28 protein-coding genes are annotated in these 25,225 nt (G+C 50.9%); 6 read left to right on the top strand and 22 right to left on the bottom strand.

Annotated features, from left to right (window positions below; genetic code table 11):
• The first annotated feature begins 36 nt into the window (after nucleotides 1–36).
• Nucleotides 37–1,194, top strand: coding sequence for a cupin domain-containing protein (locus TERTU_RS07745; protein ID WP_015818037.1), 1,158 nt, complete (start codon nucleotides 37–39; stop codon nucleotides 1,192–1,194).
• Nucleotides 1,184–2,128, top strand: a complete 945-nt coding sequence (locus tag TERTU_RS07740) for a GNAT family N-acetyltransferase (protein ID WP_015820920.1) — start codon at nucleotides 1,184–1,186, stop codon at nucleotides 2,126–2,128. The genes TERTU_RS07745 and TERTU_RS07740 overlap by 11 nt, the downstream gene beginning before the upstream one ends.
• A gap of 55 nt (nucleotides 2,129–2,183) precedes the next feature.
• Here TERTU_RS07740 and TERTU_RS07735 read toward each other — a convergent pair whose 3' ends face one another.
• On the bottom strand, nucleotides 2,184–2,495 hold the full coding sequence (locus TERTU_RS07735; protein ID WP_015819203.1) for a Rieske (2Fe-2S) protein: 312 nt from the start codon (nucleotides 2,493–2,495) through the stop codon (nucleotides 2,184–2,186).
• Between the two features lie 3 nt (nucleotides 2,496–2,498).
• A complete protein-coding gene (gene thrH / locus TERTU_RS07730) occupies nucleotides 2,499–3,116 on the bottom strand; it encodes a bifunctional phosphoserine phosphatase/homoserine phosphotransferase ThrH (RefSeq protein WP_015816867.1) in 618 nt (205 codons plus the stop codon).
• 299 nt (nucleotides 3,117–3,415) lie between these two features.
• Here thrH and TERTU_RS07725 point away from each other — a divergent pair, with 299 nt between their 5' ends.
• Nucleotides 3,416–4,126, top strand: a complete 711-nt coding sequence (locus TERTU_RS07725; protein WP_015817294.1) for a phosphoadenylyl-sulfate reductase — start codon at nucleotides 3,416–3,418, stop codon at nucleotides 4,124–4,126.
• A 59-nt stretch (nucleotides 4,127–4,185) separates the two neighbouring features.
• Nucleotides 4,186–4,521, top strand: coding sequence for a hypothetical protein (locus tag TERTU_RS07720; RefSeq protein WP_015818022.1), 336 nt, complete (start codon nucleotides 4,186–4,188; stop codon nucleotides 4,519–4,521).
• 101 nt (nucleotides 4,522–4,622) lie between these two features.
• Here the strand turns inward: TERTU_RS07720 and cysB are convergent, their stop codons facing one another.
• Nucleotides 4,623–5,582, bottom strand: a complete 960-nt coding sequence (gene cysB / locus TERTU_RS07715) for an HTH-type transcriptional regulator CysB (RefSeq protein ID WP_015820943.1) — start codon at nucleotides 5,580–5,582, stop codon at nucleotides 4,623–4,625.
• A gap of 210 nt (nucleotides 5,583–5,792) precedes the next feature.
• Between cysB and TERTU_RS07710 the strand changes: the two genes are divergently transcribed.
• Nucleotides 5,793–6,578 carry a sulfite exporter TauE/SafE family protein gene (locus TERTU_RS07710; RefSeq protein ID WP_018016024.1) on the top strand — a complete coding sequence of 262 codons (786 nt, stop codon included), beginning with the start codon at nucleotides 5,793–5,795 and terminating at the stop codon, nucleotides 6,576–6,578.
• Here TERTU_RS07710 and TERTU_RS07705 read toward each other — a convergent pair.
• From TERTU_RS07705 to TERTU_RS07655, 11 genes are all read right to left on the bottom strand, one after another.
• On the bottom strand, nucleotides 6,516–7,478 hold the full coding sequence (locus TERTU_RS07705) for a 5'-nucleotidase (RefSeq protein WP_015818477.1): 963 nt from the start codon (nucleotides 7,476–7,478) through the stop codon (nucleotides 6,516–6,518). The genes TERTU_RS07710 and TERTU_RS07705 overlap by 63 nt on opposite strands.
• Before the next feature lie 223 nt (nucleotides 7,479–7,701).
• Nucleotides 7,702–9,033 (bottom strand): alanine/glycine:cation symporter family protein, encoded by a 1,332-nt coding sequence (locus TERTU_RS07700; protein WP_015819324.1) that lies wholly within the window; start codon nucleotides 9,031–9,033, stop codon nucleotides 7,702–7,704.
• Nucleotides 9,034–10,080, bottom strand: a complete 1,047-nt coding sequence (locus tag TERTU_RS07695) for a D-cysteine desulfhydrase family protein (RefSeq protein WP_015820700.1) — start codon at nucleotides 10,078–10,080, stop codon at nucleotides 9,034–9,036.
• A 388-nt stretch (nucleotides 10,081–10,468) separates the two neighbouring features.
• A complete protein-coding gene (gene yajC, locus TERTU_RS07690) occupies nucleotides 10,469–10,804 on the bottom strand; it encodes a preprotein translocase subunit YajC (protein WP_015818444.1) in 336 nt (111 codons plus the stop codon).
• A gap of 197 nt (nucleotides 10,805–11,001) precedes the next feature.
• A complete protein-coding gene (locus TERTU_RS07685) occupies nucleotides 11,002–12,003 on the bottom strand; it encodes a helix-turn-helix domain-containing protein (RefSeq protein WP_018016027.1) in 1,002 nt (333 codons plus the stop codon).
• Between the two features lie 463 nt (nucleotides 12,004–12,466).
• A complete protein-coding gene (bcp, locus tag TERTU_RS07680) occupies nucleotides 12,467–12,943 on the bottom strand; it encodes a thioredoxin-dependent thiol peroxidase (protein ID WP_015820314.1) in 477 nt (158 codons plus the stop codon).
• Between the two features lie 138 nt (nucleotides 12,944–13,081).
• A complete protein-coding gene (locus TERTU_RS07675) occupies nucleotides 13,082–14,065 on the bottom strand; it encodes a malate dehydrogenase (protein WP_015819147.1) in 984 nt (327 codons plus the stop codon).
• 101 nt (nucleotides 14,066–14,166) lie between these two features.
• Complete coding sequence (locus TERTU_RS07670) at nucleotides 14,167–14,805, bottom strand: dUTP diphosphatase (protein WP_015818576.1); 639 nt, start codon at nucleotides 14,803–14,805, stop codon at nucleotides 14,167–14,169.
• Nucleotides 14,806–14,820: 15 nt separating this feature from the next.
• On the bottom strand, nucleotides 14,821–15,615 hold the full coding sequence (locus TERTU_RS07665; protein ID WP_015818566.1) for a TatD family hydrolase: 795 nt from the start codon (nucleotides 15,613–15,615) through the stop codon (nucleotides 14,821–14,823).
• Between the two features lie 71 nt (nucleotides 15,616–15,686).
• Nucleotides 15,687–16,040: a PilZ domain-containing protein gene (locus TERTU_RS07660; protein WP_015817393.1), complete on the bottom strand. Its 354-nt coding sequence runs from the start codon at nucleotides 16,038–16,040 to the stop codon at nucleotides 15,687–15,689.
• Nucleotides 16,041–16,129: 89 nt separating this feature from the next.
• Nucleotides 16,130–17,149 (bottom strand): DNA polymerase III subunit delta', encoded by a 1,020-nt coding sequence (locus tag TERTU_RS07655; RefSeq protein ID WP_015820872.1) that lies wholly within the window; start codon nucleotides 17,147–17,149, stop codon nucleotides 16,130–16,132.
• 165 nt (nucleotides 17,150–17,314) lie between these two features.
• On the opposite strand from TERTU_RS07655, the gene TERTU_RS07650 reads away from it, so the two are divergent.
• Entirely contained in the window at nucleotides 17,315–17,941 is a 627-nt protein-coding gene (locus TERTU_RS07650; protein ID WP_015820295.1) for an RluA family pseudouridine synthase, read from the top strand.
• Between the two features lie 108 nt (nucleotides 17,942–18,049).
• On the opposite strand, the gene tmk is transcribed toward TERTU_RS07650, so the two are convergent.
• The 8 genes from tmk to plsX all read right to left on the bottom strand — a co-directional run bounded on the left by tmk (nucleotide 18,050) and on the right by plsX (nucleotide 25,224).
• Nucleotides 18,050–18,667 (bottom strand): dTMP kinase, encoded by a 618-nt coding sequence (gene tmk, locus TERTU_RS07645; protein ID WP_015818795.1) that lies wholly within the window; start codon nucleotides 18,665–18,667, stop codon nucleotides 18,050–18,052.
• Nucleotides 18,664–19,740, bottom strand: coding sequence for an endolytic transglycosylase MltG (gene mltG, locus TERTU_RS07640; protein WP_015818326.1), 1,077 nt, complete (start codon nucleotides 19,738–19,740; stop codon nucleotides 18,664–18,666). The genes tmk and mltG overlap by 4 nt, the downstream gene beginning before the upstream one ends.
• Nucleotides 19,737–20,609 carry an aminodeoxychorismate lyase gene (gene pabC / locus TERTU_RS07635; protein WP_015817598.1) on the bottom strand — a complete coding sequence of 291 codons (873 nt, stop codon included), beginning with the start codon at nucleotides 20,607–20,609 and terminating at the stop codon, nucleotides 19,737–19,739. Before pabC ends, mltG begins: the two co-directional genes overlap by 4 nt.
• Before the next feature lie 6 nt (nucleotides 20,610–20,615).
• The gene (gene fabF / locus TERTU_RS07630; protein ID WP_015817099.1) at nucleotides 20,616–21,848 is read right to left on the bottom strand and encodes a beta-ketoacyl-ACP synthase II; all 1,233 of its coding nucleotides are present in this window, start codon (nucleotides 21,846–21,848) and stop codon (nucleotides 20,616–20,618) included.
• A 166-nt stretch (nucleotides 21,849–22,014) separates the two neighbouring features.
• The gene (gene acpP / locus TERTU_RS07625; protein WP_015820439.1) at nucleotides 22,015–22,254 is read right to left on the bottom strand and encodes an acyl carrier protein; all 240 of its coding nucleotides are present in this window, start codon (nucleotides 22,252–22,254) and stop codon (nucleotides 22,015–22,017) included.
• A gap of 201 nt (nucleotides 22,255–22,455) precedes the next feature.
• Nucleotides 22,456–23,199 carry a 3-oxoacyl-ACP reductase FabG gene (fabG, locus tag TERTU_RS07620; RefSeq protein WP_015820137.1) on the bottom strand — a complete coding sequence of 248 codons (744 nt, stop codon included), beginning with the start codon at nucleotides 23,197–23,199 and terminating at the stop codon, nucleotides 22,456–22,458.
• Nucleotides 23,200–23,204: 5 nt separating this feature from the next.
• A complete protein-coding gene (gene fabD / locus TERTU_RS07615; protein WP_015818856.1) occupies nucleotides 23,205–24,176 on the bottom strand; it encodes an ACP S-malonyltransferase in 972 nt (323 codons plus the stop codon).
• Between the two features lie 55 nt (nucleotides 24,177–24,231).
• Nucleotides 24,232–25,224 (bottom strand): phosphate acyltransferase PlsX, encoded by a 993-nt coding sequence (gene plsX, locus TERTU_RS07610; RefSeq protein WP_015819015.1) that lies wholly within the window; start codon nucleotides 25,222–25,224, stop codon nucleotides 24,232–24,234.
• Between the last annotated feature and the right edge of the window lies 1 nt (nucleotide 25,225).

Genomic DNA, 25,225 nt, shown 5'->3' with positions numbered 1-25,225 from the left:
GGGGGGAATACCTCCGAGCCGATTATGGAGCCATTTATGGCTGACCCCTCCTCCGGGTTGCTCCGCTTGCAGCAACTTGGCACTATTACTTTTGAACAGTTTTTAAACGAGTACTGGCAGAAGAAGCCGCTGTTAATCCGCCAGGCTTTTCCGGACTTCGAAGCCCCTGTCAGCGCAGATGAGCTGGCCGGCCTAGCGCTTGAAGACGATGTCGTTTCGCGCCTGGTGGTTCAACGCGATGAATCCGACTGGCAAGTCGAACACGGGCCACTGCTCGAGGAGCGTTTCGCGCAGCTACCAGAATCCCATTGGACACTATTGGTACAACACGCAGATGCCCTGGACCCGGCAATCAACGCGCTGCTCGACGCGTTTCGGTTTATCCCAAACTGGCGGCTGGACGACATTATGATCAGCTACGCCGCCGACAAGGGCGGCGTCGGCCCACATTTCGATTACTACGATGTTTTTCTGTTGCAGGCGCAAGGCAAGCGCCGCTGGCGGATTGGCCAACGCTGCTCCCACGAAAGCCCCTTGCTGCCCGCAGCGGACATGAAAATTTTGCAAGATTTTGACACTGTAGAAGACTGGATTGTGGAGCCCGGCGACCTTCTTTATATACCGCCCAACATCGCCCATTGGGGCGAAGCCGACGGCGAGTGTATGACTTACTCGATCGGTTTCAGGGCGCCGAGCCATGCCGAAGTGTTACTGGATTTTTCAGAAGAAATGGCATCGTTCACCAACCCGGATATGCGCTATATGGACCCGGGCCTACGCCCGCAGCAGCTCCCCGGTGAAATCTCGCAGCAGAGCATTGAGCAGGTACAGGCCATTATTCATCAGTACAGCACCGACAAAGCCGCGCTCGCAGGTTGGTTCGGTGAATACATGACGCGGCCTAACCCGACGGCAGACGCGCATTTCCAAACCTTTGACGAGGAATTCGACCGCAACTTAATGGAAGCTGGCCAGGCTCGCTTATCGCGCTTCGCTCGCTGCGCATTTTTTGAGGAACAAGCCGGTTGCTTGGTATTTATCAACGGCGCCAAATGGCACTGCAGCCGCAAACTCGCAGTCATGCTTAGCAATTACGAGCCCATCCACTGGGATTCTCTCGATACTCTGGACCGAACTGTCGTTGTGCAAATTGCCGACGCCGGATTTTTGATAAGCAGCGAAGATGATGAATAAACCAAACTACACTGTGCGCGAAGCATTCTGGAATACGGACGCGCAGCTGTTATCGGCTATTCGCCGGGAAGTTTTTATCGACGAGCAGCAGGTGCCAGAAGAACTTGAGCTTGACGAAAAAGACGGTGGCGGCATAACACGCCATTTTTTGATCGAAAATGAACAGGAAGCCATAGGCTGCGCGCGTCTTTTACCGGCTGGACAAATTGGCCGAATGGCCGTTCGCATGCCGTACCGCCGAGGCGGTTATGGCTCCCAGCTGTTGCGTTTTATCGTCCGCCAGGCGCTGGAAGAATATGGGATCGCACCTTTTTTGCACTCGCAGGTGAGCGCCATTCCGTTTTATGCGTCGCTTGGTTTCGAAGCTGAGGGCCCGGAATTTGACGACGCAGGGATACCGCACCGAACTATGCGTCTCCCCGATACCGCCGACGCTTTGGCGGCTGTGTATCAGGATAGCGTCCATCGGTTGCATGACGCCAAGCACTACTCTCATCATGTCGCCACCCTTGCTCGCACGGCGAGTCGCACCCTGGATATTCTATGCGCAAATCTCACGCCGGCGGTATGGGCAAATGAGGACGTGCTAGAGGGGGTTTCTGCGCTAGCGCGGCACAGCGCTAACTCGCAAATTCGTATCTTGATTGCAGACAGCAAACCACTGCAGGGTGTAAGCCATCCACTGGTACGACTGATTCAACGACTACCGAGCACGTTGCAGATTAAGGTGATCAATGCCGATATTTCAGCGCCTGATCACGGTTACGCCATCGCAGATCGTCAGCGTATCGCATTCCTGAATGATGAGGCGAGCTACAACGGCTTCGTGAACTACCGCGCCCCTGCAGAGTGCCGACATCAGCTGGACGAGTTTGACCGGTTATGGAACTACAACAGCAGTAGCGACCCCAATTTGACAACAATTTTTATCTAGACCCTTGGGGTTTCGTGCTTAGCGCTATACAGGCGTGCACCGGCGCGAGCAAAATTTACAGCTCAACACCCAGCGTATCGCCGTCGTAGGCAAGTGGAAACTGCTTCAAGCAATCCAGCTGATTAGCAAGTGGACCCTGTGCTTTGCCAGAGGGCAGATCGAAAGCGATGCCGTGGGCCCGGCAACGCAAACCCCCGGCAGGTAGCTGTTCGGCGGTGGTCAATGGAACGTCCATATGCGGACAGCGGTTCTCAATGAGGTACCGCTGTCCATCCATCTGTAAAAGCAACAAGCTGTGACTTTCCAGCACAAACGCCTTCTGATAACCGTCATGCAGCTTGGCGAGCTTCTCCAGCGGATAAAACATGGCCTATAACTCCAGATCCCGAATACTGGCGTTGATAAACGCCTGCTTGAGATCGTCATACGTGTGCACCGCAGGGAATTGCGGGAATTCGTCAATCACGTTTTGCGGCGCACTAAACAGGATACCTGCATCAGCTTCTGCCAGCATCGTTGTGTCGTTGTAGGAATCTCCAGCTGCAATGGTGCGGTAGTAGATACTCTTAAACGCACAAATCGCCTGGCGCTTGGGGTTGGCCTGGCGCAAGTTATAATCGACGACCTTACCGGTGCTATCAACAGTCAATTTATGGCATAGCAAGGTGGGGTAACCCAGTTGTGCCATGAGCGGACCCGCGAACTCGTAGAAAGTATCTGACAGAATCACCACCTGAAAGCGTGCGCGCAACCAATCAAGAAATTCTGCGGCACCCGGCAACGGGTTGAGCGTGGAAATCACATCCTGAATTTCGTTCAAGCCCAGTCCGGCTTTATCCAACTCCTTTAGCCGCATGGTCATCAGTTCGTCGTAGTCAGGGATATCGCGGGTGGTCGCTTTAAGGGCGTCGATGCCGGTCTTCTCAGCAAAGGCAATCCAGATTTCAGGGATAAGGACTCCCTCAAGGTCAAGACACGCTAGTTCCACACTTCACTCCTTCTATAAGGCTATTGTCATTATAAAATTCAGGCGGCAAATCTACAGGCTAAACTGCGCGACTGTCCAGCAGAACGGTCCAGCAAAACGAAGGATTCATACCACACAGCCTCTTCAGTAACACTTGATCCACCCATCACCTCAACATGCATACTATTCGGAATGTTATCAAAGCGTCGAATTCGATAAGCAGGCGTTATAAGCTTAGCGTCGCTCAGTATTTTTAAACACCTGAAGGCTCTGGTATTCTTGCGCGCCTTACGCTGAGAACACCACATATTGGTTGATTTATGAACGACACCATTAATCTCGTAGACTTGGACAGCAACCTGCAAGCCGCATCCCCACAGGAAATCCTGGCACACGCACTGGCAGAACACGACAATATCGCCATTTCGTTTAGTGGTGCTGAAGACGTCGTACTTGTCGATATGGCCAGCCGTATAAAACCAGGCGTCCAGGTATTTTGTCTGGATACTGGCCGCTTGCATGCCGCGACCTACGAGTTTATCGACAAAGTACGTCAACACTATGATGTTGATCTACAAATCCTGTTTCCCGACGCCACCGCCGTTCAACAGCTCGTCAACGAAAAAGGGTTGTTCAGCTTCTATCAGGACACACATAAAGAGTGTTGCGCTATTCGCAAAGTTGGACCGCTGCGCAAAAAGCTCCTTACCCTGGATGCCTGGATTACAGGGCAACGCAAGGACCAGAGCCCAGGCACAAGAGCGAACATTCCGGTTGTTCAGCATGACCGCGCTTTCTCCCGCCCTGAAGAAGTGCTTGCCAAATATAACCCCCTGGTGAACTGGACGTCTGCCCAAGTGTGGGACTACATCCGCAGCAATGACGTGCCCTACAACAAGCTGCACGATCAGGGCTTTATTTCGATCGGGTGCGAACCGTGCACCCGGCCCACGGGCCCAGGTCAACACGAGCGCGAGGGTCGCTGGTGGTGGGAAGAAGAAACCAAGAAAGAATGCGGACTGCACCGCTAAGCTTGCATTCCACCCGGACCGCCCCGATAACGGATTTAACAATTAAACGGGATACGATTATGAAAATTACTCTGGTAAAAAAAATTCTCGCTGATGGCTCGCCGTGCAAGAAATGTGGTGATGTGCTGCAAAAGCTTGAATCGTCAGGGCAGATTGCTCAGATCGACACAATCCTCACTGCCGACGAGCGTGACCCTGAAAGCGACGGTATGGTGTTGGCCAAAAAGCTCGACGTCGACCGCGCACCATTCTTTGTGGTGGAGAAAGACGGTGCCGCACCGCTGGTGTATACCGTGTATATGAAGTTCGTGAAGGAAGTGTTAAACCAAAAAACTGAAGAGAAAGACGAACTCAAAGAAATCATGGAAAACAACGACGACCTGGATTTTTTATAAACAGGTTAACAAGTTTATCGAGCTGAGCAACAAGCTAGCTTAGCACCAAAAAAGCCGGGAAATTCCCGGCTTTTTTGGTGCTAACTTAATCAGAGTTGAGGCTAATACTCAGGCAACTCAATATGTTTAAACAGCTCGTCCAGCTCCACTTTGGAGTGGCGATTGAAGGCTTCTGTTACCAGATCCTTAGTGAGGTGTGGCGCAAACTCTTCAATAAACTCATACATAAAGCCGCGCAAGAATGTCCCGCGGCGGAAACCAATTTTTGTGGTACTGGAGCGGAACAGGTGTCGTGCATCCAGAGCCACCAGATCGGTATCAACATCCTCGTCGTACGCCATCTTCGCGACAATACCGATACCCAACCCCAAGCGCACGTACGTCTTGATAACGTCGGCGTCTGCAGCAGTGAACACAACCTTAGGCGCAAGGCCACGCTCCATAAAGGCTTCATCCAGCTTGGAGCGGCCAGTGAACCCGAACACGTAAGTCACGATCGGATGCTTAGCGACATCTTCCAGAGAGAGCTGTGATACCTGGCACAAGGGGTGGTTGCGTGGCACCAGAATACAGCGATTCCAGCGATAACAGGGCAGCATGATCAGGTCGCTGAACAACTCAAGCGCTTCAGTGGCTATGGCAAAATCCACCGAACCATCTGCCGCCATTTCGGAAATCTGCATCGGCGTACCCTGGTGCATATGGAGGGCAACTTCCGGGTATTTGTCGATAAAGCTAGAAATCACTTTGGGCAGCGCGTAGCGGGCCTGTGTGTGGGTGGTTGCAATCGATAAGCTGCCCTTTCGCTCGTTACTAAACTCCTGGGCGACCTGCTTGATGCTTTCTACCTTGCGGAGAATTTCGCCGGCTGTGCGAAGTATCGCCTCACCCGCGGGGGTTATCCGCGTCAGGTGCTTACCACTTCGCGAAAATATCTCCACGCCGAGTTCGTCTTCCAGCAGGCGAATCTGTTTGCTGATTCCCGGCTGAGATGTGTATAAACTCTGAGCGGTAGCTGACACATTTAATTCGTGATGAGCAACTTCCCAGATGTAGCGCAACTACTGCAGTTTCATTGTGCCCTCCAGATGGCGGCAGTCTTAGATAACCGTAGTTCAAAATATAGCCGTTCTTTAGAACACATGACGATAATTCACCAGAACAATTATAAAAATAGAATTAAATATTCTTTTGAAGAATAGTTATAAATAGCTATATTTGCTACCCGTATTTGTAATTTAGCAGTCAGATTCACAATTTTCCGCCCTAATATGGATTTAATTTTCTACATCTTCGCCGGCGCTGGTGTGGGTCTGGCTGTTGGCCTAACTGGTGTAGGCGGCGGCTCACTCATGACGCCTATCCTGATTCTCTCAGGCGTTCCTCAGAAGATCGCCATTGGGACGGACCTCCTGTACGCCGCAGTTACCAAAACCGGCGCAATGCATGCTCACCACAGGCAGGGCACAGTGCGCTGGAAGTTGGTGTTGACGCTCGCATCGGGAAGCATCCCAGCGTCTCTCATAACCACCCTTACACTGCGCTATCTCATCCCAGAATCATTTGACTACGGCCCGTTTCTTACCCATAGCCTGGGCTTTATGTTGATTATGACGTCTGTAGTGGTGTTCTTTAAAAAGCGCATACAAGGCACAGGCGAAGAACCACACACATGGTTTCATCGCCAAAGCACACTCGTCACCTTTGCCAGCGGCGTTTTATTAGGAATTTTTGTCACGCTGTCTTCTGTTGGGGCGGGTGCATTTTGCGCTGCATTATTATTGCTGCTGTATCCCAGGCTTCCCGCCCTCCAAGTGGTTGGTACCGACATCGCTCATGCGGTCCCACTGACCCTTATTGCGGGTCTGGGGCACCTCTGGAACGACAATGTGGATTTCAACCTGTTGTTTGGGCTGCTGCTGGGCTCGGTGCCAGCGGTGCACTTGGGTGCGAAGTTGGCAGCGAAAATTCCAAATACCGTATTACAACCAATCTTAGCTGTGATTTTGCTGGTTATCGGTATTAAGTTCGCTTTTTTCCCCATTGGAGCCCACTAACGCGGGCCGGTTCGCAATTCCGTGAGGGACATGACCGGTAGCGACATGGCCGCTCGCGGATTCACAGTTGATTTGTTGATCATCAAAGAAAACATCGGCGCCATACGCTTTCAGGAATGCCCCTTTACTCAGGCCACCCAAAAACAGTGACTCATCAATTCGAATATTCCAGGCTCGGAGTGTGCGTATAACCCGTTCATGTGCCGGGGCAGATCTGGCAGTGACTAACGCGGTTCTGATTGGACACTCTTGCCCTTTAAATTCATCCTGCAGCCCATGGAGCGCCGCCAGAAACGATTTAAACGGGCCACCACTCAGCGGTGTCTTCGCCGCGTCGCGCTCACTTTGCGCAAACGCAGCCAACCCCTGCGCTTTGTATACCTGCTCTGCTTCATCCGAAAAAATAACGGCATCGCCATCGAAGGCGAAGCGAAGCTGTTCGTTTTCGGAAGCCGGTTTAGAGGTTGTCATCAGTGTCGCTGCAGCAACGCCGTGCTCAAGCGCGTGAGCCACATCGTCGGCGTCGGTGGAGAGAAAAAGATGCGCGTTAAATGGCAAAATATAACGGTAAGGGCTGGACCCGCCTGTGAACGCGGCACGTGTGATGTCTAATCCATAGTGGTTAATCGAGTTGAACACCCGCAAGCCGGTATCCGCACTGTTGCGCGATAAAAGTATTACTTCCACTCGCTGAGTGTCCAAACGCTCATTAATCCGAAGAAACTTTTTCACCATACCAAACGCTTCACCTGGTGCGAGAATGTTGTCTTCGTTCGCAATCTGATATTCGGAATACGCCTGTAAGCCCTCGGACTCGAATACCTGATGGCTTTCAGCAAGATCAAACAATGCGCGGGATGAGATCGCAATAACTAGTTTTTGAGGTCTGGGAGTCTGCATAAGGAAAAATATGTTGCTACCGCGATGGCAAGTGTTGTGATTTCTAGGGCCTGTATAAGAACGCCTTAATAAGCGACGAGTTCCAATATTTACAACACACCGCCGAAATATGGCGAGTAAACGAGGTTTGCATCCGCTGAACAGGCTGAGTTCTCGTCGGAACTATCCGCCCGTGGCAGCAGAATGTCAAACAAGGGCCACAGGATTCACACTCCTGGCCCCGTTATTTCGAGGTTTTACCGTAATATTCGCGCGTGAGTCTGGCAACGAGACCCGACAATAAAATTAATGCGATAAGATTCGGAATTGCCATAAGGCCATTGAGAATATCCGCTAGAATCCAAACGACCTTTAAACTTAAAAACACTCCTGCCGGAATCGCGAGCACCCAAAGTACGCGAAAAGGCGTTATGGCTTTGGGGCCAAATAAATATTCTACGCATCGCTCACCATAGTAGCTCCAGCCCAAAATTGTGGTGAACGCAAACACCACGAGGGCGAGTGAGACAATTTTGTCACCGTAGGGCAACACGCTGTCAAACGCCGCCTGACTCATCGCCGCCCCGTTCGCCTCTCCAGCCCAGGCACCAGACACGATGATCGCCAAACCGGTGATCGAGCACACAATAATAGTATCGATAAATGTACCGAGCATAGCGACAGTACCCTGCCGTACCGGGTTGTCTGTCGCCGCCGCCGCATGGGCCATTGGTGCGCTGCCCAAGCCCGCTTCGTTAGAAAACACGCCGCGCGCGATACCCATTTGTATTGCCAGCGCAACGGCCGCACCTGCAAACCCTCCCTGCGCCGCCACTGGAGTGAACGCACTTTTCAGAATCAAACTCAGAGCTTCAGGGACCAGCGCAATATTAACCACCACCACAATTAAACCAGCAGCCACATAACTGATCGCCATCACCGGCACCAGATGCTTAGCTACATCCGCGACACGCTGCACGCCTCCCAACAGCACTACCCCTACCAGCACCACTAGCGCACCAGCAGTCACCCAACGCGCCAAACCAAACGAATTCTGCAGGGCATCAGCGACGGAGTTAGCCTGTACCATATTGCCTATGCCAAACCCGGCACAAGCGCCAAAGATCGCAAATAAAATGGCCAAGGGTGCCCACCGTTGTCCTAAACCCTTACGGATATAGTACATGGGCCCACCCACATGATTGCCGGTGATGCTTTTTTCTCTGAAGTGCACCGCGCATACTGCTTCAGCGTACTTGGTAGCCATGCCTAAGAGTGCGCTACACCACATCCAAAAAAGCGCGCCCGGCCCACCCAACCCGATCGCGGTTGCAACCCCCACAATATTTCCGGTACCTATGGTGGCCGACAACGACAGCATTAACGCATTAAATGGCGCAATGGTGCCCTCTCCGACTGGCTGCCTTCCAGACAACAGCTGTTTAAACGCGTAAGGAATTTTTCGCAACGATATAAAACGTATCCGTAAAGTGAGCAGAAGCCCGACACCGAGGATCAATCCCAACATCAGTGGCCCCCAAACCACCGATGAAATCGAATTCAAAAAAACGGTCATTTATTCCTCCGGCCAAGTGCAAACGCGCGCGCGATTATTAAAATGTACTCTTTGTGGGAAAAGCCCATACACACCCCCCGTGTGGACGAAAACAATATTTTTCACGCTCTGGTAGCTCCCGCGTTTTATATCTTCGATCATTCCATGAAATGCCTTCCCCGTGTACACAGGGTCGAGCAATATCCCTTCCAATTCGGTGGCAAGCGTCATTGATTCGTAAAGTGCCGGGTAGCCCTGGGCATACCCCGGTCCAATATATTCTTCCGAGGTGTGGACAGAGAGTTCTTTAGCAATATTCCCCGTAACCGAACCACTAAGCAGCGAGCCATAGCGTTGTTGCCAGTGGGCAACATCCGTCAGCACTTTCTGCTGGAAATAGATTGCGGAATCGCAGACAGCATAGGCCTGAACCTGAGTACGCCTATTGAGCAGATGCCAGCCCAAGGTCAGCCCGGCCTGAGTGCCGCCAGATCCTGTTGCACAAACAACTACCTCGGGCGTAAACCCTTCGGTTTGCGTTTGTTCATACAATTCCTCGCTGGCGGTGATATAGCCCCACAACCCGACACCGTTGCTCGCGCCCATAGGGATAAAATAAGGAACTTTACCTTTGCTTTTATAATGCGCCAGCCAGTGATCACGAATTTGATCGAAATGCGGAACAAACTGGCTACCGTCGTACACGGTAATTTCCGCCCCAGCCAGGTTATCCAGCAACAAATTACCGTCATTGTCCCTCTCCATTGGCCCGCGCAAGATCAAGTGGCAATCAAGCCCGAGCCTGGCAGCCGCTAAAGCGGTCGCACGGCAGTGGTTGGACTGCACTCCGCCACACGTCAACAACGTATCTGCGCCGGATTGCAATGCATCCGCCAATACAAATTCCAACTTGCGCACCTTATTCCCGGACAAGGCCAGCTCCGTCAATTCATCCTGTTTGAGCCATATTCGCGGGCCGCCAAGCCGTTCCGATAACCTGTCCAGAGGCCGGAGTGGTGTGGGTAAGTTAGCGAGTGAAATTTTTTCGGGACGTGGAATAGAAGTCATAACAACCTTACTGCGCTGTAGATCAGATGGAGGAAGAGAGTAATACAGCTGCGCGCGCGGGTGCAAACGATGGATCAATCCCTATCGGGAAATAACGAGAAAATTCGTACACGCCTGAGAAAGCGCGCGCTAACGGCACACCAAATACTCCTCATGACCAAAATTAGTGCTAGCAATTTGCTGGAAACAGCAAAGGGGTAGAGATCAGCTACGGATCTTCAACCGCAGCAAGCGCATTTCAAAAATGGCTTTTCAGAGCACAGCCGGTAGCGGCCAACCGCTGGTATTGAGACTAAAGCGACAGTGAGGCGGTCAGTAGCAGGGACTATGCAGGACAACTTAGGAAGAGAGACTCCAGTAGAGTAGCCACCGGAGCCTTGTCTGGGAACTAGATTGACTTAATCGTACCTTTTGGGAGTACCGCATGAACGGCAACTTTCTGGAACTTCAGGTCAACATTTTGAGCAACATTCAGGGTCACGTAGCCTTCGTCCACCTCTATAATTTTGCCAAGCATGCCGCTTGTCATTACAACTTCGTCACCTTTACTCAACGCATCTACCAGAGACTGGTGCTCTTTTTGTCGCTTGCGTTGCGGGCGAATGATGATGAAGTACATGAACAAAAAAAGACCGACCAGCATCACGATCTGCATTATCCCGCCGTTGGGAGAACCGGCAGCGTCGGTGGACTGAGCCATGGCATCGGCAATGAAAAAACCCATGTGTTTACTAACCTCTTGTTGAGTAGAATTCCCCGCGTTCGGGAGAAGATGGAATAGAGATTATCCCGATTAAAGCCGGACAAGATACAAGAGACGACGAAAGAGTCAAGAGCCTAACGACGAGAGAGTCGCAAGCAGTGGCGGCGGGAGGGCAAATGAAAGAGCAGCGGCACTACCGATCCGCTGCCCCAATTTACTTATACGTAGTCACGGAACAACTTGCGAAAGGTACTGGGCGATAACCCGGTCCAACGCTTAAATGCATTTGTAAAACTGGTTCTGTCTGAGAAGTCTAGCGATGCAGATATGCTATCAATGCTCAAATGTTGCTTGATGAGATAATCGATAGAATGATGAAACCGCACCTGATCGCGGAGATCGGCGAAACTGACATCCATCTGCTGCAAGCGACGCTGAAGCGTGCGCTTAGATAGATTCAACTCTTCAGCCACATGACCAATACTTAACGGTGCGTGCCCGATTCGCCTTTGGAGAACCTCAACAACTCTCGCTGGTACACCGAAAACCTCAGGCAAACGTGCTTGCTCCAGGTATTCATCCAGGGTTTTAACGGAACCAAGTGCAAACATTGCCTGATCGGTAAGTTTGCGTTGAGCTTGTGCTAGTTGCTGGTCAGTCATACAGGCCACTCCTTCTGCCAATAGCTCTATGAAAGCTACGTCCTCGGTACTGTAGTCCTGCTCCCGGCTCCGACTAGAGATAAAACTCATCACCGAATTGCCGGCATTCCTGGAACGTACAACAGTACCCAAGTACGCACCCACTCGAGTATTATTATACGCCATAGACAATGAATGCACATCTTTATCCTGCACTTTTCCGTGCGAACAGGTCGCATTTTTTGTTATGACCTCCTCGCATAATGTGCCATTTAGCGATAAGTGTTTGCCGACAAAGAATTCGTCGTCGGCTCCGGCACTCGCTACTACGTCATAAACTTGGGTTGATAAAGGCCGACTAACAATAGCCAGATCAGCGCCGATTTTTTTCAAACCAGCAGCCAGTAACATCTTAAGTCCCTGATTTATAGATTCAAAATTCCCAGAATTTGAAACAACTCTATAGAGATAGGTAACCCTCTGCACAGGGTCTTCCATCGAGTAATCATCCAAATTCAGCGGTACTTCGGGCACTTCTTGATGAAAACTGTCATTCGCAAAAAGTTTCAATTTTCTCACCTTCCGCCGAAATACTTCAGCTTTATAATAAATTGTTATTAACGGTACTACTGTGTCTCACGATTTTTATAGGTATAAACTATTGTTTTAAGGGCAGATATGCCAGTCTCAAATGCGCCACCCTGTAGTTTCAGATGACATTAATTTTAGTAAGCCTATCATTTACATGTTAACTTTCAGAATGAATTAAAAACAACATGCCAAAACGAGTTTTAACGATTCGTTAACAATTTTCTTTCTTTAAAACAAGGAGTTAGCGGCGAGGAATCGCAAGGCAGTGCTGTAGAATCGTTAACAAATTCACACTTCGAATGGAGAAACTAGTTCGTTGTTATAAGGAATGACAACAACTAAAGTTTTAGATATAGCGCATACTCATGAGAAAGCACTATTAGAAGGCAAGGCCACCTCCCGATTGAGCGAACAAGCCCACTCGCGGAGGTGATGAAGATCCGTTGATAGCTTAGTTTAATGTCTCGCGAATAATTTTTATCACATCCTGGTCGTGTGTTTTTGTTTTCACCTTGTCCATAACATGCTTTAACTTACCGTCTTTGCCAATGATAAATGTCGTTCGCAAAATGCCCATGAATTCTTTTCCCATAAACTTTTTTAGACCCCAGACACCGTATTTTTCGGCCACTGCGTGGTCTTCATCGGAGAGCAAAATAAAATTCAGCTGGTGTTTGTCTTCAAACTTTTTCAAACGTTCGAACGGATCTGGACTAATCGCCAACACCACTGTATCCAAGGCTTCGAACTCAGCTTGGGCATCACGAATACCGCACGCCTGCGTGGTGCACCCTGGAGTCATCGCTTTAGGGTAGAAATAAACCACTACATTTTTCTCCCCGGCAAAAGAGGATAATTTAACCGATTCCCCCTCCTGGTTCTTAAGGGTAAATGCGGGCGCTTTGTTTCCAATTTTTGGCATAGCCATAGAGTCAAACCTCACAAAAAGTAATCAGACCAGTCGACAATATTGTCGCGATAGGTCGTATATTTGCAATATGCTTTTCCAACGGACAAAAAAAAAGCGCGGTAACACCGCGCTTTTTGAGAAGGCACGAGTACCTTACTAAGCTGGCAACAACGCTTTTACGGCGTCCCGCTCGCCTTGCAACTCAGTTTCGGTTGCGGTCATACGCGCTTGAGAGAATTCATCAATGCTCAAGCCTTGTACAATTTCCCAATCACCGTTCTTACACACACAGGGGAAAGAGTAAATCAGCCCTTTTTCGATACCATAGCTACCATCGCTATACACGCCCATGCTCACCCAATCTCCCTCAGGAGAACCTAATGCCCAATCGCGCATATGGAAGATCGCAGCATTTGCCGCAGAGGCTGCACTGGATGCACCACGAGCTTTAATAATGGCTGCGCCACGCTGTTGCACTGTTGGGATGTACTCTTCCGCGTACCAAGTGCTGTCGACTTTATCGATTGCAGCGTCGCCCTTAACCAATGCGTGGTAAAGGTCAGGGTACTGGGTAGAAGAGTGATTGCCCCAGATGGTCATTTTGGTAATGTCGTTAATTGATACGTCCAGTTTGCTCGCCAATTGACTCATGCCGCGGTTGTGATCCAGGCGAGTCATCGCAGTAAACTGACGCGGGTCGATGTCAGGCGCGTTGCGCTGCGCGATCAGTGCGTTGGTATTGGCCGGGTTACCCACCACCAAGACTTTAATGCCACGAGACGCGTGATCATTAATCGCCTTGCCTTGAACAGAGAAGATTGCGGCATTCGCTTCCAACAAATCGTTGCGCTCCATACCAGGGCCGCGGGGACGAGCACCAACCAGCAACGCATAGTCTGAATCTTTGAAAGCGACATTTGCGTCATCAGTGCACACCATGCTATGCAGCAGCGGAAATGCACAGTCGTCCAGCTCCATTGCAACCCCTTTCAGAGCCTCTAGCGCAGGAGTGATTTCCAGCATTTGTAAAATTACAGGCTGATCCGCGCCAAGCATTTCGCCAGCGGCAATTCGAAACAAGAGCGAATAACTAATTTGACCTGCTGCGCCGGTCACAGTAACTCTTACGGGTGCTTTCACAATAAATCTCCGTGCTTATGGTTAACGTTAACTTTCCTGGCGCAGCAGGCTATCCTTTCGGACAAATCGCGCCGCCACCCCATACAGAAATGGACGAGATACTACTCGTTGTGCGAGGAATATCGCTGTTTTAGCTCCTGGTACAACGCGTCGGCAAAGTCGCTGCGCGTGCTATCCAGGTTCACAAGGGCTTCGACGAGATGTTCGTTATCTTCACGCCCGGCCCAAACCTTGTTGTAGGTACCTTCTTTGTATCCGTGATCCTGACGAAAAAGGTTTAACACATTCTTACCTACGTACTTATTGAACAGCTGATCGAAATCAAGTTTTACACCATCGAGCAGCCGACAAAAAAGCGGAATCGAAAAATCCTTCGTACTTAATGTCGCTTCGGTAAAGGCCTCCAGATCGTCGCGAAAATTCTCATCGCTGCGATTGGCATCGAGCAGAAATTCTTGCCCGATCTGCTCGGCGAGCCTGCCAAGGCTTTCGTCATCGGTACCACATTTCAGCAGATACAAACTCAGACCGAAATGCCAGATATCAATTAACTCGAGAACGACCTGATCTCGATCTGGCGATTGTTTCTTCCACCACTTCCAACCATAGTGGTCCATCAGTTCCGCGCACTCAACCCATACAGCGCGGTACCAGGCATAGCCTTGCTCACGCCAGGATGGATTGACTTTTGAATTCATCGCTTCCTGAAGAAGCAACATGGTTTTTATCTGTTGATACATGTATAACCTATAACCTCAAACAGGTGCAGCCCAACGCTGTTTTGTCTTGAACAAGCGGGCAAAATTTGCGGTGGTTTGCTCAGCTAACTCTTCGAACGCCACACCACGCAGCTCCGCGATATATTCCGCCACCTGCCGCACATATTGTGGCTCGTTGGGTTTGCCCCGAAATGGTACAGGCGCAAGGTACGGCGAATCAGTTTCAACCAGTAATCGATCGGCGGGGATCTTCAGCACCACATCACGCAGTTCAGCCGCATTGCGAAAAGTGACAATTCCCGAGATAGAGATATAAAACCCCAAATCCAGTGACGCGCGCGCCATCTCCCAATCTTCGGTGAAACAGTGCATCACACCAGCGGTTTCGCGACACCCATGTGCCGCCATTAAATCCAGAGTGTCGGCCTTTGCCGCTCGTGTGTGAATGATCACCGGAAGTTTCAGCTCCGCACCTGCCACTAAGTGGTTAGCGAAACTCCGTTTCTGCGCCTCGGCAGTGTCTTGGCTGTAATGGTAGTCGAGCCCAGTCTCTCCCAGTGCGATTACCCGGTCCATGGCGGCCCACTCACTCAATGCAGCGACGGATACGACAGAGTCGCCTACGTCGGAGGGGTGCACCCCCACCGAGGCGTATACGCCATCAAACGCTTTAGCTATCGCGACCACCTTGTCGCGGTTTTCTTCGCTAATGCAAACACACAGCAACTCCGCAACCCCCTGTGCCCGGGCGGCATTGATGGCACCAGTGAGTCCATCGGCGTATTTTGTAAGGTCGAGACGATCTAAGTGACAGTGAGAATCAACAAGCATGCGAACTTTCGAAAGGATTGAAGGGTAAGGCAGCACAAAACTGGCGGGAGCCACCTCCGTGCCCTAAATGGCTACATTGTATGGGTGGGGCGATCCGACTCCAGCGAGCCAACCAGGTATGTTTCGATTTTCTTCGAGGCGACATCGTCCTCCCCGCTAAATTGCACACCTATCCCCGCTGCGCGGTTGCCTTGAGCGCCCTTAGGGGTGATCCAAACAACTTTACCCGCCACCGGGATTTTTTCGGGCTCGTCCATCAGGCTCAGTAGCATAAAAACTTCATCGCCGAGACTATAGCTCTTGTTTGTCGGGATAAATAAACCACCATTTTTCACAAATGGCATATAAGCGGCGTATAGCACCGCCTTATCGCGGATCGTCAACGAGAGAATACCATTGCGGGCGGCACCGCCTAAACCTTTCATTGCGACACTAACTCCTGATCAAACAATATACAGCCACATAGGTGACATTAAATTCTATTATAACGCAGCTAACCAAAGCACAGCGAAGTTTATACTTGTGCCACTAACTTCCCTTGCCGCGCGGCTTGAAGTGCATACCTTTGCCACTCCAAAAGCAAATCTTCGATTACCATGTTCGCGTTCAAATTAGGGTTGGCGAGTAGCTGTGCTTTGCGCTGGCAATAGACCTCGCGCAGCTTGAACAATTCCACGGTAGATAGGGCCTGAGCAACACCAACCAACGGCTCCCAGTGGGCAAGCAGCGACCGTCGGCTGCCACGAGTTCGCTCACGGATCAGCTGTTCCAGCCAATTGATCAATAGCTCCGCGAGTTCGAGACCCGAGCACTCACCAGCAAGCGTGCCTGCAACCGTAGTAACTGGCTTCTGTGTCTGCAAGGCCGCAACCAGCAGCTCACACGCCTTGTCCTGGCTTGCAATAACGTCGTCTCGGGACCACTGATGCGCAGTAAGTGGCGCGCCATGAGTTTCATCCAGCAGGAGTGCCGCGCTTTCCACGCCCATGGTTTCCAGCCAGGATACGGCCAGGGCACGCTCTGGCACTGGAAGCGTGTGACAAGCACAGCGGCTGCGAATGGTCGGCAGCAGCCGGTTAGCGTGATGACACACCAATATAAAAACCGTGTCACCCGAGGGTTCTTCGAAACATTTCAGGAGTGCGTTTGCGGCAGCGATATTCATTGCTTCTGCGGGCTCAATGATTACCAGTTTACGACCACCTTGCTGCGAGGTTTTCGCGACAAATTCAGTCAGCTGGCGAACCTGATCAACTTTGATAACAACGCTTTTCTCCTCCGGCGAGAGCAGAAACAGATCGGGGTGATTGTGGCTCTGCAATAAACGACACACTTTACATTGCCCACATGCAGCCTGTTCAACCGGAGACGAGCACATCAAAAACTCGGCCATCGCCCGCGCAAGACTTTCCGTACCAATACCCGCTACCCCCTGCAATAAAATCGCATGAGGCAAATGCCCCTGAGTAACCTGCCCGGCAAATTGGTGCCAATAGGTATTTTGCCAGGGGTAAGGCGGTGTTGTTTTACTCATGAATTTAGCTCAACTTTGCTTTATTGCTTTTATTAACCCTGCATGCCAATAAACACACTTTTTCGACCACAGAGCGCGCTTCAATAACGGCAATATTTACAGCCATGAAAACAAAACGCTGTCATTGATATTCCGAAATTTATGCCACTCCCATAAAATGCCGATATGCAAGATTTAGCAATTATTTATCAAGACGATCATATCATCGCCATCAACAAGCCCGCGGGGCTGCTCACCGTTCCCGGATTGGCAACTCCGGATAACGCCTTCGATCAGCTTGTACACCAACACCCCAATTCTCGCGTGGTGCATCGCTTGGATATGGCTACATCTGGCCTGGTTATTTTCCCGCAGTCCCACGAAAGCCTGGTGCGATTCGGTCGCTTGTTCGAGCAGCGCAAAATGACTAAAACCTATACGGCAACGGTAGCAGGTATTGTTGCCGAGGATCGCGGCGAAATCACCTTACCGCTGATTTGCGACTGGCCAAACCGACCGAAGCAGAAAGTAGACCTGGAACAGGGTAAACACGCTCATACGCAATACAAAGTACTGGAGAGGCGGCTGGACCTGCAAACTACCCGTATTGAGCTAACGCCTATCACGGGTCGCTCCCACCAGCTGCGAGTTCATATGCAACAACTTGGACATCCCATCCTGGGTGACGCTTTTTACGCTCCCGACGCGATCCAGCAAGCATCCGATCGCCTTTTACTTCATGCCACAACGCTGGAGTTTGTACACCCATTTACACAATGCCCAACCAGCATCCATTGCGAACCCGACTTCTAATGACTTAGAACCTGTTGACACTAATTCGAAATCAGCAGCTAGACCGAGAAGCACACCATCGAAAATACCGACTACGCCGCGAATAAGTCGTTACGGCAATTCCCTCGTTTACAGAAACGCCTCCAACGCACGTTGTATATCAGTCTGCACCTGCGCGAGGGGCTGCCCTGCGTTGATCCTGCAAAAGCGCGCTGGAGCCTCTTCGGCGCGAGCCCGGTAGCCCGCTCGCACACGCTCGAAAAAACTTACGTCTTCTTCTTCAAACCGGTCCAGATCTGCACGCGCACGCGCACGCTCTAAACCGAGCCGCACGTCAATATCCAGCCAAACGGTGATATCGGGCTGCAAACTTCCTTGCACCAGAAATTCCAACTTGCTAATTGTTTCGAGTGAAAGCCCTCTACCCGCCCCCTGATAGGCATAAGTTGCATCAGTAAACCTGTCGCACAGTACCCATTGGCCACGAGCTAGTGCGGGAGCCACCAACTGGTTGAGATGTTGCGCTCGCGCGGCAAAAACCATCAACAGCTCGGCACATGCATCGACTGGCTCTTCGCGTTTCGCTAGCAGTAGTTCACGCAACTCCTCGGCCAGTGGCGTTCCCCCTGGTTCGCGGGTGGTAATTACATCAATAGCCCGTGACCGTAAGAACCCTTCGATAAATGCCAAATTCGTCGATTTACCGACACCCTCAGTGCCCTCAACTGTTATAAATCGGCCTGTCATTGTTCTCCTCCCGCTTCAGGTGTCTGATCAGCAGCGGTAGGTAGCGCAGGAGAGGAGCGATAATCACTGCGACGCTGTTTTTGAAAACGCTGCACAGCCGCCTCGTGTTCCTGCAACGTACTTGAAAAATAGTGTGAGCCGTCTCCCTTGGCAACAAAATAGAGTGCCGTCCCCGCAGCGGGATGTAGTGCCGCGTGAATCGCTTCGCGCCCGGGGTTGGCAATCGGTGTCGGAGGCAACCCTGAAATGGTGTAGGTGTTGTACTCAGTAGGTGTTTTCAAATCAACCCGTCTTAGGTTTCCATCGTAGGCATCACCAAGGCCATAAATCACGGTTGGATCCGTTTGCAATCGCATTTTTTTCTGCAATCGCCTTACAAACACGCCAGCAATCTCTGCTCGCTCATAACCTACACCTGTCTCCTTTTCGATAATGGAAGCCATTATCAGCGCTTCGTAAGGGGAGCTATAAGGCAGCCCTTCAGCGCGCTGTTCCCATTCTTCGCTCAAGACGGATTTCATGCGCCAGTATGCGCGCAACAAAATATCTTTATCAGCGTCGCCACGAATGTATTGATAGGTATCTGGATAGAAATAACCTTCTGGCTGCATTTCTGGAATATTCAACACTTGAGCAAGTTCAGGATAAGTTTTTTGACCAAGCGTGTTAACAAGATTTTCCTGCTGGTGCAAAACGCTCACGAAATCTCGCAACCTCAACCCTTCCACTAAAGTTACAGGGTGCTGAACATGTTCAGATTTTTGAAACCGTTGCAGCAGTTCCACCGGAGAAAAAACCATTTCCAGCCTGTACTCGCCCGCCTTTATATTTTCAAGGTGAAAAATACGACCATATACAACCCATACATCTGGCCAGCGAATGAGATGCTCTTCGTGTAAACGTTTCGCGACTGAATGTAGCGTGGCCCCTTTTTCAATAATGAAAACAGGCTCGATAATTTGTACGGTCCTCGGGTTATACAGCCAGTGCCATAAATAAAACCCAATGGACAAGGCCATAACCAGTGACCACACGGCCATCGCTAATACTATTTTTAGTGGGCTTACATTCATCGATGGACGTCCAAATAATTTTTAACCGTCAAAGCGACCCTCTCCGCCAACTCTGCACTGGCATTGCCAAACTCGACGCGATCACACCCGGCTACAGGTACAATCCCTCGCAATGCGTTACATAAAAATACCGCATCGCTTGCCAACAGCTGCTGTACAGGCAACGTGCAAACCTGGATATCCGCGCCATCTATTTTTTTGCCAAGATCCAGAATCAACCCGCGCATTACCCCAGCCACACCGCTGTTTTCGAGGTGCGGGGTCAATAAACGCTGACCACGCAAACAAAAAATATTATGGTGCGGCGTTTCCACAACACAATCCTCGGGGTCCAGCAACAGCGCTTCGCAATCTAACCCAGCAGAAAAATTTTTAGTTGCCAGTGCATAGTCAAGGCGATTCAGGTGTTTTATACCCGCGAGTTGCGGGTTTGGGTAGAGTCGGTACGAAACAGTTTTTAAGCGAACCGCCGGAGCACACCATTGCCCGTCGATTACTACAGAGGAAGGCGTGAACTGAAATAGCAGTTCAGCGGTTGAATTCGGCCCGGAATAATTACCCCTTGCTGAAGCTGTGCGGTAAACGGTGAGCTTAGCCACACCGGATTCCCCACGTTGCCGAACAGCGTGCGTAAAGATGTTCAATTGCTCTGTAAACAACTCGGCAAGGACCAAACCCAGGCGCTCACATCCACGACGCAAGCGAGCAATATGGAGATCGAGCAGCGGTAACCTTCCGGATTCCACTCGCGCCGTTTCGAACACACCATCGGCGTATTGGAATCCGCGATTGAGCAGCACTGAACCGGCAGAAAAATCTGCAATAGAGCATCCGTTAAGAAAAACGAGCGGATCGCCGGAGCCGGCCATAAATGGTTAAACTTTGCGGAACAACAGGGTACCGTTAGTACCACCAAATCCGAAAGAGTTACTTAAAACTGTTTCGATTTTCATAGCTTGCGCCGTATGAGGCACAAAATTAAGATCGCAGCCTTCATCCGGGTTATCCAGATTAATGGTAGGTGGCGCAACTTGATCGCGAAGACTCAAAATAGAAAAAATCGCTTCTACCGCACCAGCCGCGCCAAGCAAGTGGCCGATCATAGATTTAGTTGAGCTCACAGCCAGTTTGTAGGCGTGGTCACCAAACACATTTTTAATGGCGACGCATTCGGCGTTATCTCCGGCCAGAGTCGACGTGCCATGCGCGTTGATATAGTCAATTTTATCCGCACTGATATTTGCGTCTTGCAGAGTATTCAGCATAGCTCGCTCAGCACCCTCTCCTGACGGAGACGTAATGTGATAGGCATCGCCACTGGTACCAAACCCGGACAGTTCCGCATAAATGTTTGCACCACGCGCTTTCGCGTGTTCGTACTCTTCGAGAACAACGATGCCCGCACCGTCACCCAGCACAAAACCATCACGGTCTTTGTCCCAGGGGCGGCTCGCCTGCTCCGGGCTATCATTGCGCTTGGACAACGCTCGTGCGGCAGCGAATCCACCGATGCCCACCGGAGTAGTTGCCATTTCGGCACCACCAGCCAACATTACATCGGCATTGCCATACATAATTTCGCGCGCAGCGAGGCCAATGCTGTGCGTGGCAGAGGTGCAGGCCGTCGTCACCGCCAGGTTCATGCCTTTAAGGCCATAGCGAATGGACAGGTTGCCAGCGATCATATTGATGATTGCGCCGGGCACAAAAAAAGGCGAAACCCGGCGAGGACCGCGCTCTTTAATCGTGATCGCCGTGTCTTCAATTGAACCCAGCCCACCAATACCAGAGCCAATAACGCAGCCATAACGACCAGCGTTAGCTTCATCAACTTGCAAACCTGAGTCGGTCATTGCCTGCACGCCAGCAGCCATGCCGTATTGGATAAACAAATCCAGCTTACGTGCTTCTTTAGCGTCCAGATACGGCGTGATATCGAGATCACGCACAGAAGCGCTGATCTGCGTTGCGAAGCTCGACACATCGAAAGAGCTAATCGGTGAAACACCGCTTTTTCCGGCCAAGATAGCTTGCCAGGTATCTTCAACATTGTGTCCTACCGAACTCACCATACCCAACCCGGTAACAACAACTCTCTTTCGACTCACGAACTTTCTCCAAACAGCAAAATTGCTTTGTACAAATCAGACAGATCTTTCAACGTCTGCAAATCATAGACACAAATATGCAAATCATAGACACAAAAACGACAAAAGCCGCACTATTCCTCATAGATACGGCTTTTGTTAAAGGCTCAGATCAAGAGAAAAAGGCTTATGCCAGGTTCTCGTTGATGTAATCGATTGCCAGCTGAACAGTAGTAATCTTTTCGGCTTCTTCGTCAGGAATTTCGGTTTCGAACTCTTCTTCCAGAGCCATTACCAATTCAACGGTGTCCAGAGAGTCTGCACCCAGATCTTCAACGAAGGACGCTTCGTTTTTTACTTCTTCTTCTTTAACGCCAAGTTGCTCTGCAACAATTTTCTTTACGCGTTCTTCAATGCTGCTGCTCATAATCGTAGTTAACTCCTAGTGATAATCTTAGTGAAGCCGTTTTGTTGAACAATTCTTAAGCCGTAACCTAGCGCCACAAATCGGCAGAAATATGATGATCCGGCTTACACGTGCGCGCATTTTAACGCGATTTATCCACGATGTAACCTCAGATTGCAATTTTATTAAAAATACCGATATTTTTCTTTATTTTTCAATAGCTTAGCACATATACATGCCGCCGTTTACATGCAGCGTTTCACCTGTAATATAGGCCGCATCATCGCTACAGAGGAACTTCACCACAGACGCAATTTCCTCCGGTTGACCCAGTCGAGCCAGCGGAATCGCAGACAACATCATGGTTTTCTGGTCTTCGCTCAACACCTTCGTCATATCAGTATCGATAAAACCGGGAGCTACGGAATTAACCGTGATATTCCGTGACCCCACCTCTTTCGCCAGTGAGCGCGCAAACCCCATCACACCAGCTTTGGTAGCTGCGTAATTGGATTGGCCAGCATTTCCCATCTGCCCGACAACCGAGCTGATATTCACAATACGACCCCATCGCGCTTTCATCATGCCGCGCAAACAGGCTTTACTCAAGCGGTAGACCGCACTCAGGTTGGTATTGATTACATCAAACCACTCTTCGTCGCTCATCCGCATTAACAAATTGTCATTGGTAATTCCGGCATTATTAACCAGTATTTGCGGCGCACCGTATTTTTCAGAAACCACTGACATCAAAGCTGCAACAGAGTCTGCATCGGTTACATTGAGAGGCTGCCCCATGCCTTGAATGTTCTTGCTAGCGAAGCGCTCACTAATCGCTGCTGCACCACTCTCACTGGTCGCAGTTCCGATCACAATCGCACCGGCTTCACCAAGCCCGTCGGCAATTGCCGCTCCAATTCCACGGCTGCCACCTGTAACGATCGCAATTTTTCCTTCCAACGACATAGCTATTATTCTCCTGCTTCGGGTAACGCCAACAAGGTAGCGCTGAGCGCGTCTTCGCTGTCGGTACTTAATGTGTTAAGAGCGCGGTCGATGCGCTTGTTTAAACCTGAAAGAACTTTGCCAGGGCCGCATTCTACAGTGGTACCAATGCCTGCGCTGGTCAAGGCGTTAACACAAGCAACCCAGCGAACAGCTGAATATATTTGTGCAACCATAATCGCTTTAATTTCCTCGGCGTCAGTCAGCGTTTGCGCGGTAACATTGTGCACCACGGGAATTGACGGACTTTCAAACGCCGTGCTCTGGATATGCTCAGCAAGCCTGTCTGCGGCAGGCTTCATCAGCGCTGTGTGGAACGGCGCACTCACAGGCAATAACAACGCACGCTTGGCACCTGCATCTTTACAAAGCGCCATCGCCCGCTCGACTGCCGCCGCATGACCTGCGATAACCAATTGGCCCGGGGAATTGTAGTTGACGGGAGAAACAATGTCTTGCGCATTACTGGCCTCCGCCGCCATCGCAGCAGTACACGCTTCCTCAACCAGGCTATCATCCAAGCCAATAATGGCCGCCATCGCACCGATACCCGCAGGCACCGCTTCTTGCATAAATTGACCGCGCATGCGGACAAGCTTCACGGCGTCGGTGAAATCCACAATACCCGCGCACACCAATGCGGACCACTCCCCAAGGCTGTGACCGGCCATCATCTCTGGCTTGGCACCGCCTTTTTCCTGCCATACGCGCCAGGTCGCCACACTCGCGGTAAGTAGTGCAGGCTGAGTGACCTCGGTCATATTCAGCTCTTCCTGAGGCCCCTCCTGCACCAGTTTCCAAAGGTCATAGCCCAGCGCCTCTGACGCCTGCGCAAAAGTATCCTTGACCACGGTATACGATTCAGCGAGATCACCCAGCATACCCACTTTTTGCGAGCCTTGACCGGGGAAAACAAACGCCAGCTTGGAATTACTCATAACTCTACTTACCTTGCTTTTGTTCTAGTAAAACATGCAGTTAAACACGCACAGCTCAAAGACACTGAGCTATCCGCTCGGGAATATTAGCCGACACCTGGTCCACTGCGGCGACCAAAGCCTGCTCAAAACCAAACTTGTCGGTGCCGCCATGGCTTTTTACCAGTGTTCGCTGAAGACCCAGCATGGCAGCACCATTAAAGTTCGACGGGTTGTACGCTGCCATCCAGCGACGCAGGAGGGGCTCCACAATTAAGCCAGCAATCTGATTGAAACGATTCTCACGCAATTTGGCTTTCAGGCTGGAGGCAATAAATGCAGCGACACCTTCGCTCACCTTTAATGCCACGTTGCCGATGAGACCGTCGCACACAACAACGTCGACTTCGCCTTGATACAGACCGTGCCCTTCTACAAACCCTGCGAAGTTAATCGTCGGGTGCTCCCGCATCAGCGCTGCGGCGGTAAGAATAGACTCACTGCCCTTGCTCAGCTCTGTACCCACATTCAACAGCGCCACCGACGGGTTTTCGCGACCATACACTCTCGCCAAAGCAGACCCCATGAGCGCAAACTGCACCAGTTGCTGAGCCGAACAGTTGAGGTTGGCGCCGAGATCAAGAATAAAGCTCGATCCGCGTGCTGTCGGAATGGGCTTACAGATCGCTGGTCGACTCACCCCTGGGAACGTTTTGATAAGTTTGCGTCCCATCGCCATTAACGCGCCGGTGTTGCCACCGCTCACGCAAGCGTCCGCCTGCCCTGTCGCCACCAGCTCCACCGCCTTCCACATGGATGAGCCTTGTTTATGACGCAAAGCGCTACCCGCCCTCTCATCAGCAGCAACAGTTATTTCGGTTTGAATAAGGGACATGCGGGAAGCACAAACGCTACCCTTCACGGCAGCCTCCAAGTCAGCAAAATCGCCAAACAAGGTAAGACGTGTGTGAGGGTAGCGTTTGAGAAAGGCGATTGATGCCTCAATAACAAGGCGGGGACCTTGGTCCCCGCCCATCGCATCAATAGAGAGATGTATCTGTTGTGACAAA

The sequence above is a fragment of the Teredinibacter turnerae T7901 genome, from assembly GCF_000023025.1.
Taxonomy (GTDB): Bacteria; Pseudomonadota; Gammaproteobacteria; order Pseudomonadales; family Cellvibrionaceae; genus Teredinibacter; species Teredinibacter turnerae_B.
Note: the sequence above shows the minus strand (reverse complement) of the source record. Positions and strands in the feature narration are given on the sequence as shown.